Genomic DNA, 14,963 nt, shown 5'->3' on the forward strand with positions numbered 1-14,963 from the left:
AAAAAAGAATCGTGATTTTCCTATCATCGTAGCAGCAATTGAAAACGTAAGATAAGTTTAACTAATGGAGTTTGATGCAAGTGTTGTTTCCTGCGTAAACCAAATCTATGCTGCTTTGCTGTGTTCATTGTATTTTGTTTCTACTTCTAGTTCATCTCTGACTAAAATATATTCACTTCTGAGAAATATTAAAATCTCTGTTGCCGCTTTTTTACCATCTGTAAAAAATAATTCATCTCCATATCGGGAACGATCAATTATTTGTGCAATATGCTCCAGCAAATAGCTTTGATTGAAGTCTTTCATTATCTTAAAAATTATGCTTTAGTTTGTATTGTTACACTGCGTTTTTATTAAAAACGCAGGTATTTCTAATTCTAATTCATCATCCATCCAGGTAAAAAAATATTAGAGGCAAGACAAAAGCGTCCTTCAGGAATAGTAAAGCAACTTCCTATACTTACCCTAACATTACATTCTTTTATCTCAACCTGCCATAGAAAAAGATTCTCGTCACAAAGCGATTTTTGTATAATTCCATAAAACAATTCATTCAGCAAGCCATTCCAACAAGCTTCCTCTAATTGCTCATCCGCAGACAAATTAGAGTCACTGTCAAGTGTATTCATTTCATGGAGATGGCTATGAAAAAAAGATGATGTTTTAGGAATTACGATTTCGTGTATAATTGCTTCCGGTTTCACAGTAATTTTATTTAAAAGTTTATCTTAGGTCTTTGTCTGTTGAAAGAAAAATAATATACGTATAAGTATATCCCGTTTGATATTGTTTTGTTACCTCCATATTTATTTTTTTCAGAAATCTTTGTACACATTGCAGTCATCTTCTCCGCTCAACTCTTCAAATTCCCTTCACCGTACTGGCATTAACTTATTCATTAAATAAACTTGTCAGTTTTTTTTGAGAATGATCTCCTCGTTGCAATATTTAAAATAAGAAACTATGTAAAAACAGTGTAAATTCAATCCAATTTTAATGATGAAATAAAACAAAAAATGAAACAAATATTTACAACCTGTTTATTGCTAATATCAATTATTTCGTTAGCACAAAGAAAGTCATCGAACAAAGAGTGGATACAACTTTTTAATAAAAAGGACTTGAAAGATTGGATAATAAAAATAAAAGATCATCCCTTACGTGAAAATTTTGGTAATACTTTCCGTGTCGAGAATGGGGTGATGAAAGTTAATTATGATCAGTATGATAATTTCAATGAACAATACGGACATATTTTTTATAAAAAAAAGTTTAGCGCGTATCTTCTTGTGTTGGAATATCGGTTCATTGGTGAACAGGTAAAAGGTGGTCCCGGTTGGGCTTTCAGGAACAGCGGTGCTATGTTACATTGCCAGTCTCCTGAAAGTATGTTTCTCGATCAGGATTTTCCTATTAGTCTTGAAGACCAATTACTGGGTGGTAATGGTACAGATGAAAGACCCACATGTAATCTTTGCACCCCTGGCACTAATGTATTTTTAAAAGGCAAACTTTTTACCCCGCATTGTGTCAACTCTTCCTCAAAAACTTTTCACGGAGATCAATGGGTGCATGCAGAAGCACTGGTTTTAGGTGATTCTATTATTAAACATATTGTAAATACAGACACTGTAATGGTCTATGAAAAGCCACAATATGATGGTAATGATAAATGGGTAAAAAAAGCAGGATTGAAGGATGGCCAATTAATAAAAGAGGGTTATATCTCTTTGCAAAGTGAAAGCCATCCGTGCGAATTTAGAAAAGTAGAATTATTTAATTTGGAACCGTATATGAATAATCCGATAAAATTAAATTCTGTTTTGCAAAAACTTCAGGCAAGAAAAAAGTAGATGATCAGCGGAGATTTAAGGAACTGCAACCAAAGATTTCAGCCACGGTTTGTATATGCTGTTCATCAGCTTAACACAAAAACCACTGTCTAATTTCCTTGTATCCATCACCTTATTTCTTGCCGCAGACATGCAAACAATTATTCCAAGACAGGTCGGTATAAATATTGCTTAAGGCTAGAAAACAAAATTTAAATGGCGCTGTTAGGTGGAGTAATTAAAAAAGCAATAGATTTCAACGGATTTATAAGTCGTGAGCCAAATCCTCACAAAGCACAAAAGGCAGTTCTTTTGCAACTTCTGAAGAAAGCAAAACTTACTGCCTTCGGTTTAAAACATAATTTTAGCGATATTTTAAATAGTAACGATCCGATCACTGCTTTCCAGGAAAATATTCCTGTATATGATTATGATGCGATGTACGATGAATGGTGGCACTACCTGCTGAAAGGACACCAAAATATTACGTGGCCTGGAGGGCAGAAGTACTTCGCTTTGAGTAGCGGTACTACAAGCAATAAAAAGTATATTCCTGTAACCGGTGATATGATTAACGCAATCAAGAATGCAGGCTTACAGCAAGTGTTAAGCTTAAAAAACTTTGATCTGCCAGCTGATTTTTTTGAAAAGCAAATCCTTATGCTTGGAAGCACCACAAGTTTAATAGAAAAGCAGGATCATTTTGAAGGAGAAATAAGCGGGATCAGTGCAGCAAATATCCCGGGATGGTTTAGTAAATTTTACAAGCCGGGTGCAGAAATCGCTTCAATTGAGAACTGGGACGAAAAGGTAAAGAGAATTGCCGAGGAAGCTCCCGGCTGGGATATTGGAAGCATCTCCGGAATTCCTTCCTGGGTAGAACTGATGCTAAAAGAAATTATCAGTCACAACAACCTCAATACCATTCATGACATCTGGCCCAACCTTCATGTATATACTACTGGCGGTGTTGCCTTTGAGCCTTATCGCAAAAGCATGGAAAAGTTATTGGCAAGACCTTTAATCTATATAGATACTTACCTGGCATCAGAAGGTTACCTGGCTACACAAAAAAGGCCCGATACCAGTTCTATGTCACTTATAATCAATAACGGTATTTTTTTCGAATTTGTTCCTTTTATTGATGAAAACATTGATGATGAAGGACGGGTTAAACCGGGAGTAAAAGTCCTCACGCTGGAACAAGCAACCGAAAACACAGAATATGTTTTGCTTATTTCCACCGTCTCCGGAGCATGGAGATATATGATCGGAGATACAGTAATCATAACTGATAAGAAAAGATCAGAAATTCAGATCAGCGGACGCACAAAACATTATTTAAATGTTGTTGGTGAGCAACTCTCAGTTCAAAAAATGAACATGGCGATAGAAAAATTAGGAAATACGTTTGATAGGGAGATCAAAGAGTTTACTGCTGCCACTATTTTTAAAAATGAAGAATATGTGATGAAATGGATCATTGGATCAGACAAGAACATTGATTCGGCAAAAGCAGCGGAATTAATTGATAGCGAATTATGCGATAACAACAAAAACTATAAAGTAGCCAGGACAAAAGCATTAAAAGGCGTCGAAGTTGAAGTAATTCCAGTCGAACACTTTTATAACTGGAGCGAACAATACAAAAAACTTGGCGGACAGGCAAAAATTCCAAGAGTTATGAAGGAAGAATCTTTTAACGAATTCAGGGATTATATACAACAGCTATCTTAAGGCTGTTTGTTGCTGTTCCTGCTTCTTTTCTTCCAGCTTTCTTACCTGCTCTACAATAACATCCGGCGAAAGATAGAGCCTTGCAATTTTATCCTTATAGGCCTGGGGCAGTTCTGCATGATTTAAAATAAACCGCTTTGTGGCAATGATATAATTTCCCATTCCACGTTCAACGGCATAGGAATCTGCAACCATCTCTGCCTGTTTCACGTAGGTGGGTGAAAAGTAATAGCGATAACCAAAAGAAATCATTCCGGCATTACTTCTGCCTTCGTAGTCAAGTATATGGCCGAGTTCGTGACCTATCCATCCTATCATAACATCATCCGGAATATGTTGAATAGGCATTTGGGCATTTATAAGCTTGAAATGTGCACTGATATTTATCCTGTAACGCCTGTTCTTTCTCTTACTGAGCAGTGTCGTAAATACGGGCTGCGCCTGCATTACTGACGTTTTGATGTTTGTTTTAAAAATAAAGCTGATGGTAGCATTTTTTAATTCAGGGTAAAAAGACAAGGCTTTAAGTATGTTATTTTCTAATAAAGCTGGTATCTGCTTATTCTGCCCGAACTGCAAAAGGTCGGTATTGTCCTGTCCATTCGTGTTCATGGTGGGTGATAATGTCATAAAACTAATAGCAAATTTATTAATACAACTAAAATTTAAATACCAGTCAGGTAAAGGAATTAGTTTACCTGACCGTTAAAGAGTATTTACACTTCATTAAATGAAATGCTCAACTATTGATCCCAATACGTGGAATAATTTCTGCTTTCAGTGTCTTGCCCCACTTTTACAAAGAAAAAATCACACGTTTCTATAGAACAAATAAAACTGTTTATCATCTCATGCAAGTATAGAACCTGCAAATGCATTGAAGTCACCGCATTAAATTACATCGGCTTCCTCTTGTCAGTTAATGATTAACGTTCCATTAAGAGGCCAGAAAATCGTTTTTGCCGTAATACCAGCTATCGCCGACATATCAATACCAATACCTCGCCATACCTCTGACTTTTTTCTATATCTGCTTCTAAAATGCTACGTAATATTTACAGGTGTAACTGAAGTCATCCGTTTAAAACCATTTCAATCAATAAAAGAGAAAACATTACGGCTGTCCACCTCCACCCGCAGCCCCATAAATTTGTCCTGTTGCATAACTTGCATCACTTGCAGCAAGTTGCACATAAATTGATGCAAGCTCCGCGGGTTGGCCTGGTCGTCCCATAGGAGTTTGACCGCCAAACTGTTTTAATTTTTCCTGTGTGGCTCCTCCGCTTACTTGCAATGGCGTCCAGATCGGACCAGGTGCTACCCCATTAACCCTGATACCTTTAGGCGCCAGCTGTTTAGCAAGAGATTTTACGTAATTTGTGGTAGCAGCTTTTGTTTGGGCATAGTCGTACAAGTCGGCAGATGGATCAGTTGCTTGCTCAGATGATGTTCCAATGATCGCTGATCCCGGCTTCAAATGAGGCAACGCAGCTTTTATAATCCAGAAAGGGGCATAGATATTCGTCTTCATGGTACGATCAAATTGTTCAGACGTAATATCGAGAATAGAAGGCTTGGTCTGCTGAAGAGCAGCATTGCTAACCACGATATCTAACCCTCCCAAACCTTCGACTGCTACTGTAACCAGTCTTTTGCAAAATGCCTCATCGGTAATATCACCCGGTATAGCTATGGCCTTTCTGCCTTCGGCTTTAATCAACGCAATTACCTCCCGGGCGTCCGGTTCTTCAGCAGGAAGATAATTGATGGCTACATCTGCACCTTCACGTGCATAAGCAATGGCCGCGGCGCGTCCCATTCCAGAATCTCCTCCAGTTATTAATGCTTTACGGCCCATAAGTCTACCCGATCCTTTGTAACTCTTTTCACCATGATCGGGACGGGGATCCATCTGACCGGCCAATCCTGGCCAGGGTTGGGATTGCCCTTTAAAAGGTGGCTTAGGGTATTTAGTAGTAGGATCTTCAATTTCTGGTGGAGGTGGCGTTTTCTGATCTTTGTTTCCGTCTTCTGCAAAGACAGGTGAAGCAACTACTGCAGTTAGGCCAACTCCTAAACCTGCAATTGCTTTACGCCTGTTCATCGTATTTTTTTCATCCATAATATTATGTTTCGCACAGCTTTTATTTATAACTGTCGATAATATCTTGTTTAAAAATTTTATGCCAAAATTAAACACTAATGAAAGGAAGGCACACTTACTTATGAATACTGGCAGGCAGGCACACCAACAGGCCTTACAGAACAAGGTCAAACTAGCGCTATCTTACGAAAAGGGTTACTTCGTAATGCTTCTTATTCTTTACATTTGCAGCGTAAACAAAGGGGTGCTTTAAAAGGCTGAGAATATACCCAATGAAAGAAAACCAGCTTTGGTATTTTGCTTTCATATACCTGATCCGGGTAATGCCGGCGGAGGGAAAAAATAAACTTAATGAGTATACAGGCATGGCTGCATTTACTTGCAGAACAATTAAAAGAAACCGGCTGGCTGCAATGGCTAGGGCTTTTATTAGGCGTGTGCGAAGTGTTGCTTGCGCGCGCCAATAAAATAGCATTGTACCCAACGGGCATAGCGGGGTGTGCCATTTCTATTTACCTGTTGTTGCAGGCAGGGCTGTATGGAGAATCTTTGTTGACCTTCTACTATATCATTATGAGTTTTTACGGCTGGTGGTATTGGATCAAAAAGAAACATCTCCCCCCGGTAAAGATCAGCTACTCAACAAAAAAAGAATGGATAACCGTAAGCGCAATTGTAGTTATTGGATACTTGCTATTATACTTTATACTTAGGTATTTCACACCTTCAACAGTACCTCAATGGGATGCGCTGGTTAGCTCAACTGCCTGGGCAGGAATGTGGTTACTGGCACGGCGAAAAATTGAGAACTGGGTTTTATTAAACATCTCGAACCTGTTTGCCATTCCGCTCCTGTTTCAAAAAGCGCTTCCGCTGTACGCACTGCTCACTATATTTCTGTTTATCGTCGCGATACAAGGTTATTTTTCATGGAGAAAAGAAATAAAAAAAGAAAATGATGTATCCCGCCTCAGTCCTGTCTCCTGAAATCACAAATACCATCCGAAAAGATTGCTTGAAAGCAGAGGAGCAGGGAAGATTAACGCCCGAACAATTAGCATTGATTTATCGCGAAAAATGGTTTCATTTATTTGTACCAAAAGAATACGGTGGACTTGCATTGTCATTACCGGAGGCAGTCCGGTTAGAAGAAAGAATTGCCCGTGCTGATGGCAGTGTTGGATGGGTAGTAACCTTGTGCGCAGGAGCAGCGATGTTTATAGGTTATTTTAGTGAAGAACTGGCTAATGAAATATTTGTTGATCCCTACGTATGCCTTGCCGGTAGCGGCCAGGCCACAGGAACAGCAAAAATCATTCATGAAGGTTTTGAAATAAATGGTTCGTGGCCCTATGCCAGCGGCGCCCCTGATGCTACACATTTTACTGCTAATTGTAAAATTGAACCCGGTGGGCAAATACAATCGTTCATCTTTAAGAAAGAAGAAGTAACTCTTCAACCTAATTGGAAATACCTGGGCCTCAATGCTACCGCAGGATATTCATTTTCAGTTAAAAACCTCATAATTCCTGCTAATCGAACTTTTATCATCGATCCGGTAAACGCAAGATTATCCCACCCGGTTTACCGTTATCCATTTTTACAACTTGCTGAAACTACCATTGCAGCCAACATTTCAGGTATGTGCCTGTCTTTTTTTGATCTGGCAAAACAATTGCTGACCCAAAGACAACATACCAACTCAAGATCAGAAGGAGTAAAAAATAAAGGACTTCAATTAATCACTTCTGGATTAGCTGAAATAGATATGCTAAGACAAATATTTTATACTACCCTCGATGCTTCCTGGTCATCTCATGTTGCAACTAATGAAATACCCTCTTTGGAATTGAATGCAGTAAGCCGGGCAAGCATGAATTTAGCTCGCCAGTCACGAAACCTGGTGAACGCATTATATCCTTTCTGCGGCATCTATGCTGCAAGAACCGACACGATGATCAACCAGGTATGGAGAAATATTAATACAGCAAGCCAGCATACATTATTAGTAGCATCAACCTGAACGCGGTACTAATAAAACGCTCTAATAATCCTTTGGGCCGTTATAATTATCCCTTACATGTTGATTGACATAAGTCGTCAAGCCTGCTCCATCTACCGCAAGCTTTTTCATCTTTTCCACCTGCTCTTTTCCGGGCTTGATATAATCGTAAAGGTATGTTCGCCCGTCTTTGAATTTTAAAATAATTGCATCGTCAAAAATTTGATACTTAGCTACACCACCACTTTCAGACCCTTTATAATTCTCCATAACACCCCCTTTTAAACTAAACTAACTAATTGTATCAAATACAAAAATCGTACAGAATTAGGAGCAGTTAAAATGAATAATTAAGCTATAGAAACACTTTTCATCTATTTAATTTTGAACGGAATTACTTTGTACCCGAGGGTTAATATACTCAAGTAGCGGACGGTAAAAACTCTTGATTTAAAAAATTCATATCGGCGAAATAAATGTATACACCCGCAAAATTCACCACAAAAAAACCGGCATAAGCCGGCGGATGTATATTGAGGAAAATGATAGTTTTACTATCTAAATAAAAGCTCGCTATGTAGAGTCTCTGTTGACTGTTGTGCAACGGTTTTTTCTACCTTCTTAACTCCTTCAGCAGGACTAGTTAGAGTTACAATTGCTGAAGAATTTTTTATTGGATAAACAATAAGAAATATTACAACACATAAAACATAAAAAAGATTTGAAGCGTAACTGCGTTTCATAACCATTAGTTTGATATAACAAAACTACTCTCTATAAATGCCCTCTACAATCGCATAAAAGTGTGATATAATTTGATATTAAAATGTAATAGGTGAAAAATATGTGATAGAGTTTCAATAGGCTGTTGCAAGAATACCAGTAAAAGCAGAAAATGCTCTAAAATAAATTACTGCTCTTTTTCGTTATACACTGTTAACTGTCGTTGTCGTAATTCAAATGATTAGCCCGCCATTCTCACTGCCTTAGGTAGTTAATACGATTATTTAAAATTAAAGGGTTCGAACTTCCGGCAGAAGTCATAAAAGTTTATAAACAATAAGTAACAATAATGAAAAAAATTATCTTTTGCCTTTACTTCTTCAGTTTAGTATATCATAGTTACGGCGGAAACAAGGCTGATACTGGTGATCACTCTCCTGAAGTTGCAAAAGTAGGGGTGCTTTTTGTCAATATTTCTGAGCTGGATATGTCTGATAACTCTTTTCATGCAGACTTTTATTTATGGTGCAGATGGAAAGGTACCATCAATCCGCTTAAAAATATTGAATTTAGTAATTTGGAAGATGAGTGGAGTTTTTCTGACACAGACCTTCATGACTCTGCTATTTTACTAAAAGACAGTTTTTATTATAACAGCTTTCATGTAAGGGGAAAATTTACCCATAATTTCAAATTGCATCATTACCCTTTTGACAAACAGGAGATCAGTATTCAATTGAAAAACTCCATTTATACATCCGACGAGCTTGTTTATTCTGCTGACTCAATTAATACTAATTTCGAGCCTGATATTACAATTCCCGGGTGGAAAATAGAAAATCTGCGATGTAAGAGTTTGCAACATAAATATTCAAGTAACCTAGGCCTGCCAGAGAATAAAGACAACGATTCTTATAATAATGTATCTTTTTCATTAACGCTTTCCAGGCCCGTACAATATTTTTTTTGGAAGCTGCTGCTGCCTGTTTTTATTGTGCTTTTATCAAGTTTGGGATCTACAGTTATTCATCCAAAATATGTTGACGCCAGAATTTACGCTCCCATCGGTGCTCTGCTAACCACTGTATTTTTAGAACAATCTTATTCATCAAAATTGCCCGATATATCTTATCTTATCTTACTGGATAAAATTTATTTGATAGTGTATATTGCAATATTGGCGGGTATTTTTCATGCTATCTATACTGCAAACATAGTGAGGGACGGTTCGAACATCAGCATTAAAAGGGCGCAACGGCTTGATAAGATTTACCTCATTATTCTTGGAGGCTTACTTCTGGTTTCGCCGTTAATATTTCTAGTTTAGCAACTTTTAATCTTTGTTCTTCTGTTTTTTTCGACCAATAATTTATATAACTGTATTATAGTTTGTTTTTACCAGAAGAAATTTGAAGGTGAAGAGCACTACAATAGGCGAAATACCTCTCCTTATTTGATGCCATAATAAGACTGTATGGCATCAGCAAGCAAACTACCTGCAGCACCTATTGCTACTTCCCAACTACCATCGAGAGCTTTGTTTATCATCTTACCTATCCACAAGTTTACCATATAACCAAAAGTTCCCTTTTCTGGGTTTGGTATTTCTGTATCAATAACTTCAAGAAGTTCATTTATATCAACTTCTTTCACTCCACAATTTTTTAATACCCTTTTTAAATCTTCTTGACTACCTTTTATTATGTTAATAGCCGCCTTTACCGTTGCTTTATCCCCTGTGTTTACTACATTAGCATCTCCTGTATTTATGATTGTATGATTCATAATAGAAGTAATTGTTTTGTTTTCGTTTTGAAGCTCCTTTATTTCAGATATATGCCCAAACTCTTCTTCAAATTTTAGCATAAAATCTAAAAGCTTGGACCTAATAATGGCCAATATCTCTATAATAATATTAGATGCTGTCCACTTCTTTGCACTTAAAATTTGTAGGTTTGGATTTCCATTTCTATTAAGATTGAATTGTAGGTAAGCAATATTTTCTGCGCTAAATGCTGTTTCAACTTTTGCTGATTTCCCTGATTTAATTTGTTCTCTCAAAGCTTCTAAAGCTTCTACATTTTCAGTAAAATTCATTGAAATAAAAGCTTCTTCGACATCCTTCGGTAATGAAGATGTAGGTAAAGCCATATTAGTAAACTTACGGTTTCCGACAATGAAATTAGCAATTACATCACCTGAACAAGTTCTATATCCGGGAACTAAACTTCTACTCTCATAGCCGTTTAATTCATGATTTACCCAATTTAATAGTTCATCGTTTTTAACTCGAGTTGCTAAAACTTTTGTTTTAAGTAAAGGAGATGTCAACGGTTTATACACGTCTACCAGTTCATTTACAATGTCACTTATGAGCTTCATTAATTTTTTAACTTTGCCAAGCCATGTTCATGTTCATGTTCATGTTCAAATAAATTTTTTGGAGAAAGTATATGGGATTAAATAACTTGAAAGAAGGAATTTTTTTGTTACTTCCGCCTCATCGCCTCCGCAATTGCTTTCTCAGCCAACGGCTCCATTATTCTATATCCTTCAAGGGTAGGATGAACACCATCGTGAGATAAGTTGGCAGGTAAACCATTTCGTTCATCTTTCATTGCGTTGAAATAATCGAGATAGACAATATTGTTTTTGGTTGCATACGCTTTAAGCATCGCATTGAGCTTTATTACTTTTTCTGCAGGCTGCATGCCGGGCCGCCATGGAAAATCGTAAGCAGGCAAAACAGAGGAAATAACAACTTTTATGTGATTTGACTTTGCGAGTTGCGCCATAGAAACAATGTTGCCAAATGTTTCATCGAGGGTCATGAGACCAGTGTTGCCTGCAATATCATTGATACCTGCAAGAATAACAACCACCGCAGGCTTCAGATCAATGACATCAGGACGAAAACGTACCAGCATCTGGGGCGTTGTCTGCCCGCTAATGCCACGGTCAATATAATTTTTCCCGGCAAAAAAAGACGAATCCGCATTGATCCAACCGTCGGTTATAGAGTTGCCCATAAACACCACACGAGGCTTTGCAGATTTAGTTGCAGCCAGTGCAGAGTTGGCCTTTCTATAACGGGCAAGATTTTGCCAGTCCCCTTTTTTCATTACATCTTCGATCTGCCAATCTTCCAACTTTGTTGCCCACTCAGGTGTGTGTAAAAGCTTAAGATAACTATTTACTCTAAGCCAGTCGGCAAAACGATCTATCCAGGTATCAGAAGGCAGATGTTGCACCTTCATACCAAAACCATGACCTCCTTTTGAATACATGTGTATCTCTGCGGGATGTTTTGCGGTAAGCCATTGCTCATAGAGATTAACACTGTGAGGTGCAAGGTTTAAACCATCGTCGGTTGCAGCTACAACGAACAATGGTGGTGCGTCAGCAGAAATTTTGCCTATCATTTCAGGAGGAAAATAAGGATAAATTGGAGCAACAAAATCAGGGCGGTTTTCTGAAGTATAATTAAATGCAGCAGATGCCGCAACAGTGCCACCTGCGGAAAATCCCATAATGCCGATCCTATGTGAATCTATACCATATTCACCCGCATGTGCCCGTACATATGCGATGGCGTTTTTTCCATCAGCAACGCCAAGAGGTACTACAGCCTTGTTCTCTTCATGAAATTCGGGCTTGTCCCATTTTGCAGTCATTTCAGCGACCGGATCGGTGGTTGAACTGTGAGCAAGTCTATATTTTAAGACAAAACAGGTTACGCCTCTTTTTACAAGGTAATTAGCGACATCGAAACCTTCGCTATTAATAGATAACGCGTGAAATGCACCGCCCGGACAAATAACAACAGCAGTTCCTGTTGAAGACATTGAGTCCGGAGTAAAAACAGTAAGTGTCGGATGCGAAACATTGTATACGGCTTTTGTTTTCCAGGCATTGCTGTCGCTTTCCGCTTCGTTCCAATTCCAGTTTTCAGAACCAGGTGCTGCACCTTTATACAGTTGAATAACTTTTTGCTGTGCGGTTAAAACACCGGCAGAAAACAATAGTCCTGATAAGAGAAATAAAAATTTATTCATCAACAAGTTTTTTATAAATGGATAAATGTATAAAATATTTCAGAACGTTCTTTTTATAACTTCGAAATAATAATTTATTTAGAGGAAATTTTCAGATGAAAGAAAACCAAACCAATCGCCGCCGTTTTATTAAGAATGCAACTAATACTATGGGAGGAATGGCAATCCTTTCTGCTTTACCTAAAAAAGTACGGGCAAATGCAGAGGAATATGTGATTAGTGCAAAAGATCAACTTTACAACGCTGCACCAAGAATTAAATTCTCAGTTATCGGAATTAATCACGGCCACGTTCATTCACAGATTGAAGTAGTAATAAGGGGCGGCGGACAACTAGTTTCTTTCTATGCAAAAGAAGCTGATCTTGCGGCTGACTTCGCTAAACGATATCCCCAGGCAAAGCGTGCCGCAAGTGAAAAAGAGATCCTGGAAGACAAAGCAATTCACCTTATTGTCAGTGCTGCTATACCAAACGAACGAGCCTTTATTGGAATAGACGCAATGCGACACGGCAAAGATTTTATGGTGGACAAGCCGGGCATCACCACATTGGAACAACTTATCGAAGTACGGAAGGTGCAAAAGGAAACCGGGAGGATTTTTTCAATTTTGTATGGGAGGCTAGAAAGCCCGGCAACCATTAAAGCCGGGGAGTTGGTGAAAGCCGGTGCCATTGGCAAAGTAATTCAAACGATTGCGCTGGCGCCTCACCGTATGAGTCCAAAAACGCGGCCTGCATGGTTTTTCGATATCAAACATTATGGCGGCATCATTAACGACATCGGCTCCCATCAATTCGATGAGTACCTGTTCTTCACCGGTTCCAGCGAAGCTGAAATTGTAGCTTCACAGGCAGGAAATGTAAATCACCCTCAATATCCTGAATTTGAAGATTTCGGCGATGTAATGATTAAGGGTAACAGAGGAACGGGCTACCTTCGTGTGGACTGGTTCACTCCTGATGGACTTAAAACGTGGGGAGACGACCGGCTTACCATTCTAGGCACTGAAGGATATATAGAGCTGCGAAAAAATATTGATATAGCAGGACGAGAGGGAGGTAACCATCTCTTTCTTGTAAACCAAAAAGAAACGCGTTATTTTAATTGCAGTAACGGCCCTCTCCCCTACGGCGAACTTCTTATAGATGACATTATAAATCGTACACAAACTGCAATGCTGCAAGATCACTGTTTCCTTGCAACAGAATTGGCACTAAAAGCACAAAATCAGGCAAAAAAAATAAAATTGACGGCATAACAAATTTTTTGGGTAAACCGGTGTATGTATATTCAATTCTATGTCGCGATTAATTTAAATTCTATTGTTGCTTGTCTATTATTTGCAAGGTTTTATTGTCTTTTGATCCGTTGAAAAACTTATCCAAAACCTTCTGAAAAACAGGATTGCTATTATTTACTAAAGAAAACAAAGTCATAGAAGATTTTAATTTTAAGTCGTCAGGACTTCCAAATATTTTGTTTGCATCATTACCTTTAAGGCTCAGCAATTCCTCGCAAATTTCAACCAGCCGACTGCCCAAAACCGGATGCTTTAAAAATTCTTCTGCTTCCATCTTATTTCTTATAGCATAATATTTTGAAGTCTCGCTAAAACCTAAACCCTGTATCTGAGGAAAAATATACCACATCCAATGGCTCTGTTTTCTGCCATTCCTTATCTCCAACAAGGCTATGTCGTAATCCGCTTGCTGTGCATCGGTAAATCTTTTCAAGTTACTCTCTTTAGCCATATTTTTGCTGATTGTCTTTTTAAACTTATTACTCCCCTTTTAAAGTTATTAACGGGGTTGTAAACTATCTTCAATTACAACCTACACAACCACCTGTATTTTGCATAAAGCTTTTTTCTTACTTTGTTTTTAACCACATCGGATTTGTCTTCAATATGTCCTTGTATATCTTACAATCGGCCGAATGAGCTCCTTGCAGAAATCCTATACTCATTAAAAACTCGTTTACAATTTCTCCACCTGTAAATTTAAAAGTCTTTTTAAATAATTTCACCCATTCTTCTTTTGATCTTGGATGTTGATGTTCTAACCACTTTTCAAATGAACCATATTCTTTTTGAATGCCCACGATAGTTTTTGCGTTTTCTATTGCTGCATTTATTTTTAGTCGGTTTCGTATAATTCCTACGTCAGCTAAAAGTCTTTCCCTGTCCTCTGCAGTGTAAGATGCAACTTTTTCAATATTGAAATTATCATAAGCTTCCCTAAACCCGGTTTCTTTTTTCAATATAGTTTCCCAACTTAAACCTGCCTGGTTAATTTCTAATATGAGCCGGCCAAACAGTTCATTGTCATCGTGTATAGGAAAACCATACAACTTGTCGTGATACGCTTTATGCAAAGCCTTTTTATCCTCGCTCATATATTCTATTACGCTACAATACGACATTGTCTTAATTAAATATTTAGTTGAATTCTATTCAAATTTAAACTTCAAATATACTCCACCTGTTCAATTTTCGACTGCGTAGGTAAAA

The 14,963-nt window shown here is 37.9% G+C and carries 16 protein-coding genes; 6 read left to right on the plus strand and 10 right to left on the minus strand.

Annotated features, from left to right (window positions below):
• Nucleotides 1–105: 105 nt before the first annotated feature.
• Both B154_RS0122345 and B154_RS0122350 read right to left on the minus strand, forming a co-directional pair.
• Nucleotides 106–306, minus strand: coding sequence for a hypothetical protein (locus tag B154_RS0122345; RefSeq protein WP_018616590.1), 201 nt, complete (start codon nt 304–306; stop codon nt 106–108).
• Nucleotides 307–377: 71 nt separating this feature from the next.
• Nucleotides 378–704, minus strand: a complete 327-nt coding sequence (locus B154_RS0122350; RefSeq protein ID WP_026260361.1) for a hypothetical protein — start codon at nt 702–704, stop codon at nt 378–380.
• Between the two features lie 312 nt (nt 705–1,016).
• Here B154_RS0122350 and B154_RS0122355 point away from each other — a divergent pair, with 312 nt between their 5' ends.
• Both B154_RS0122355 and B154_RS0122360 read left to right on the plus strand, forming a co-directional pair.
• Nucleotides 1,017–1,853, plus strand: a complete 837-nt coding sequence (locus B154_RS0122355; RefSeq protein WP_018616592.1) for a 3-keto-disaccharide hydrolase — start codon at nt 1,017–1,019, stop codon at nt 1,851–1,853.
• A gap of 195 nt (nt 1,854–2,048) precedes the next feature.
• Nucleotides 2,049–3,569, plus strand: coding sequence for a GH3 family acyl-acid amido synthetase (locus B154_RS0122360; protein ID WP_018616594.1), 1,521 nt, complete (start codon nt 2,049–2,051; stop codon nt 3,567–3,569).
• On the opposite strand, the gene B154_RS0122365 is transcribed toward B154_RS0122360, so the two are convergent.
• Both B154_RS0122365 and B154_RS0122375 read right to left on the minus strand, forming a co-directional pair.
• Nucleotides 3,561–4,199: a hypothetical protein gene (locus B154_RS0122365; protein ID WP_211217531.1), complete on the minus strand. Its 639-nt coding sequence runs from the start codon at nt 4,197–4,199 to the stop codon at nt 3,561–3,563. The genes B154_RS0122360 and B154_RS0122365 overlap by 9 nt on opposite strands.
• A gap of 484 nt (nt 4,200–4,683) precedes the next feature.
• Nucleotides 4,684–5,691, minus strand: a complete 1,008-nt coding sequence (locus B154_RS0122375; RefSeq protein ID WP_018616597.1) for an SDR family oxidoreductase — start codon at nt 5,689–5,691, stop codon at nt 4,684–4,686.
• Between the two features lie 333 nt (nt 5,692–6,024).
• Between B154_RS0122375 and pnuC the strand changes: the two genes are divergently transcribed.
• Together pnuC and B154_RS0122390 are read left to right on the plus strand one after the other, a co-directional pair.
• Nucleotides 6,025–6,660, plus strand: coding sequence for a nicotinamide riboside transporter PnuC (gene pnuC, locus B154_RS0122385; RefSeq protein WP_018616599.1), 636 nt, complete (start codon nt 6,025–6,027; stop codon nt 6,658–6,660).
• Entirely contained in the window at nt 6,629–7,696 is a 1,068-nt protein-coding gene (locus B154_RS0122390) for an acyl-CoA dehydrogenase family protein (protein WP_083935011.1), read from the plus strand. The genes pnuC and B154_RS0122390 overlap by 32 nt, the downstream gene beginning before the upstream one ends.
• 21 nt (nt 7,697–7,717) lie before the next feature.
• Here B154_RS0122390 and B154_RS0122395 read toward each other — a convergent pair whose 3' ends face one another.
• Nucleotides 7,718–7,945 (minus strand): hypothetical protein, encoded by a 228-nt coding sequence (locus B154_RS0122395; protein WP_018616601.1) that lies wholly within the window; start codon nt 7,943–7,945, stop codon nt 7,718–7,720.
• A gap of 284 nt (nt 7,946–8,229) precedes the next feature.
• Nucleotides 8,230–8,418 carry a hypothetical protein gene (locus tag B154_RS0122400; protein WP_018616602.1) on the minus strand — a complete coding sequence of 63 codons (189 nt, stop codon included), beginning with the start codon at nt 8,416–8,418 and terminating at the stop codon, nt 8,230–8,232.
• Between the two features lie 329 nt (nt 8,419–8,747).
• Between B154_RS0122400 and B154_RS29510 the strand changes: the two genes are divergently transcribed.
• A complete protein-coding gene (locus B154_RS29510) occupies nt 8,748–9,725 on the plus strand; it encodes a ligand-gated ion channel (protein WP_018616603.1) in 978 nt (325 codons plus the stop codon).
• Nucleotides 9,726–9,847: 122 nt separating this feature from the next.
• On the opposite strand, the gene B154_RS0122410 is transcribed toward B154_RS29510, so the two are convergent.
• Nucleotides 9,848–10,780 carry an AbiTii domain-containing protein gene (locus B154_RS0122410; RefSeq protein WP_018616604.1) on the minus strand — a complete coding sequence of 311 codons (933 nt, stop codon included), beginning with the start codon at nt 10,778–10,780 and terminating at the stop codon, nt 9,848–9,850.
• 107 nt (nt 10,781–10,887) lie between these two features.
• Nucleotides 10,888–12,453, minus strand: a complete 1,566-nt coding sequence (locus tag B154_RS0122415) for a GDSL-type esterase/lipase family protein (RefSeq protein ID WP_018616605.1) — start codon at nt 12,451–12,453, stop codon at nt 10,888–10,890.
• Between the two features lie 95 nt (nt 12,454–12,548).
• Here B154_RS0122415 and B154_RS0122420 point away from each other — a divergent pair, with 95 nt between their 5' ends.
• Complete coding sequence (locus B154_RS0122420) at nt 12,549–13,712, plus strand: Gfo/Idh/MocA family protein (RefSeq protein ID WP_018616606.1); 1,164 nt, start codon at nt 12,549–12,551, stop codon at nt 13,710–13,712.
• A gap of 61 nt (nt 13,713–13,773) precedes the next feature.
• Here B154_RS0122420 and B154_RS0122425 read toward each other — a convergent pair whose 3' ends face one another.
• Nucleotides 13,774–14,205, minus strand: a complete 432-nt coding sequence (locus B154_RS0122425) for a DUF1810 domain-containing protein (RefSeq protein WP_018616607.1) — start codon at nt 14,203–14,205, stop codon at nt 13,774–13,776.
• Between the two features lie 118 nt (nt 14,206–14,323).
• Nucleotides 14,324–14,875 carry a DNA-3-methyladenine glycosylase I gene (locus tag B154_RS0122430; protein ID WP_033412331.1) on the minus strand — a complete coding sequence of 184 codons (552 nt, stop codon included), beginning with the start codon at nt 14,873–14,875 and terminating at the stop codon, nt 14,324–14,326.
• Nucleotides 14,876–14,963: the final 88 nt, after the last annotated feature.

Origin of the sequence: Segetibacter koreensis DSM 18137 (assembly GCF_000374045.1) — a bacterium.
In the GTDB taxonomy this organism is placed as follows: Bacteria; Bacteroidota; Bacteroidia; order Chitinophagales; family Chitinophagaceae; genus Segetibacter; species Segetibacter koreensis.

What these genes read in the sequence shown, in the direction of transcription:
- B154_RS0122345 (WP_018616590.1), bottom strand. Translation starts at nt 306, where the DNA reads ATGAAAGACTTCAATCAAAGCTATTTGCTGGAGCATATTGCACAAATA.
- B154_RS0122355 (WP_018616592.1), top strand. Translation starts at nt 1,017, where the DNA reads ATGAAACAAATATTTACAACCTGTTTATTGCTAATATCAATTATTTCG.
- B154_RS0122360 (WP_018616594.1), top strand. Translation starts at nt 2,049, where the DNA reads ATGGCGCTGTTAGGTGGAGTAATTAAAAAAGCAATAGATTTCAACGGA.
- B154_RS0122365 (WP_211217531.1), bottom strand. Translation starts at nt 4,199, where the DNA reads ATGACATTATCACCCACCATGAACACGAATGGACAGGACAATACCGAC.
- B154_RS0122375 (WP_018616597.1), bottom strand. Translation starts at nt 5,691, where the DNA reads ATGGATGAAAAAAATACGATGAACAGGCGTAAAGCAATTGCAGGTTTA.
- pnuC (WP_018616599.1), top strand. Translation starts at nt 6,025, where the DNA reads ATGAGTATACAGGCATGGCTGCATTTACTTGCAGAACAATTAAAAGAA.
- B154_RS0122390 (WP_083935011.1), top strand. Translation starts at nt 6,629, where the DNA reads ATGATGTATCCCGCCTCAGTCCTGTCTCCTGAAATCACAAATACCATC.
- B154_RS0122395 (WP_018616601.1), bottom strand. Translation starts at nt 7,945, where the DNA reads ATGGAGAATTATAAAGGGTCTGAAAGTGGTGGTGTAGCTAAGTATCAA.
- B154_RS0122400 (WP_018616602.1), bottom strand. Translation starts at nt 8,418, where the DNA reads ATGAAACGCAGTTACGCTTCAAATCTTTTTTATGTTTTATGTGTTGTA.
- B154_RS29510 (WP_018616603.1), top strand. Translation starts at nt 8,748, where the DNA reads ATGAAAAAAATTATCTTTTGCCTTTACTTCTTCAGTTTAGTATATCAT.
- B154_RS0122410 (WP_018616604.1), bottom strand. Translation starts at nt 10,780, where the DNA reads ATGAAGCTCATAAGTGACATTGTAAATGAACTGGTAGACGTGTATAAA.
- B154_RS0122415 (WP_018616605.1), bottom strand. Translation starts at nt 12,453, where the DNA reads ATGAATAAATTTTTATTTCTCTTATCAGGACTATTGTTTTCTGCCGGT.
- B154_RS0122420 (WP_018616606.1), top strand. Translation starts at nt 12,549, where the DNA reads ATGAAAGAAAACCAAACCAATCGCCGCCGTTTTATTAAGAATGCAACT.
- B154_RS0122425 (WP_018616607.1), bottom strand. Translation starts at nt 14,205, where the DNA reads ATGGCTAAAGAGAGTAACTTGAAAAGATTTACCGATGCACAGCAAGCG.
- B154_RS0122430 (WP_033412331.1), bottom strand. Translation starts at nt 14,875, where the DNA reads ATGTCGTATTGTAGCGTAATAGAATATATGAGCGAGGATAAAAAGGCT.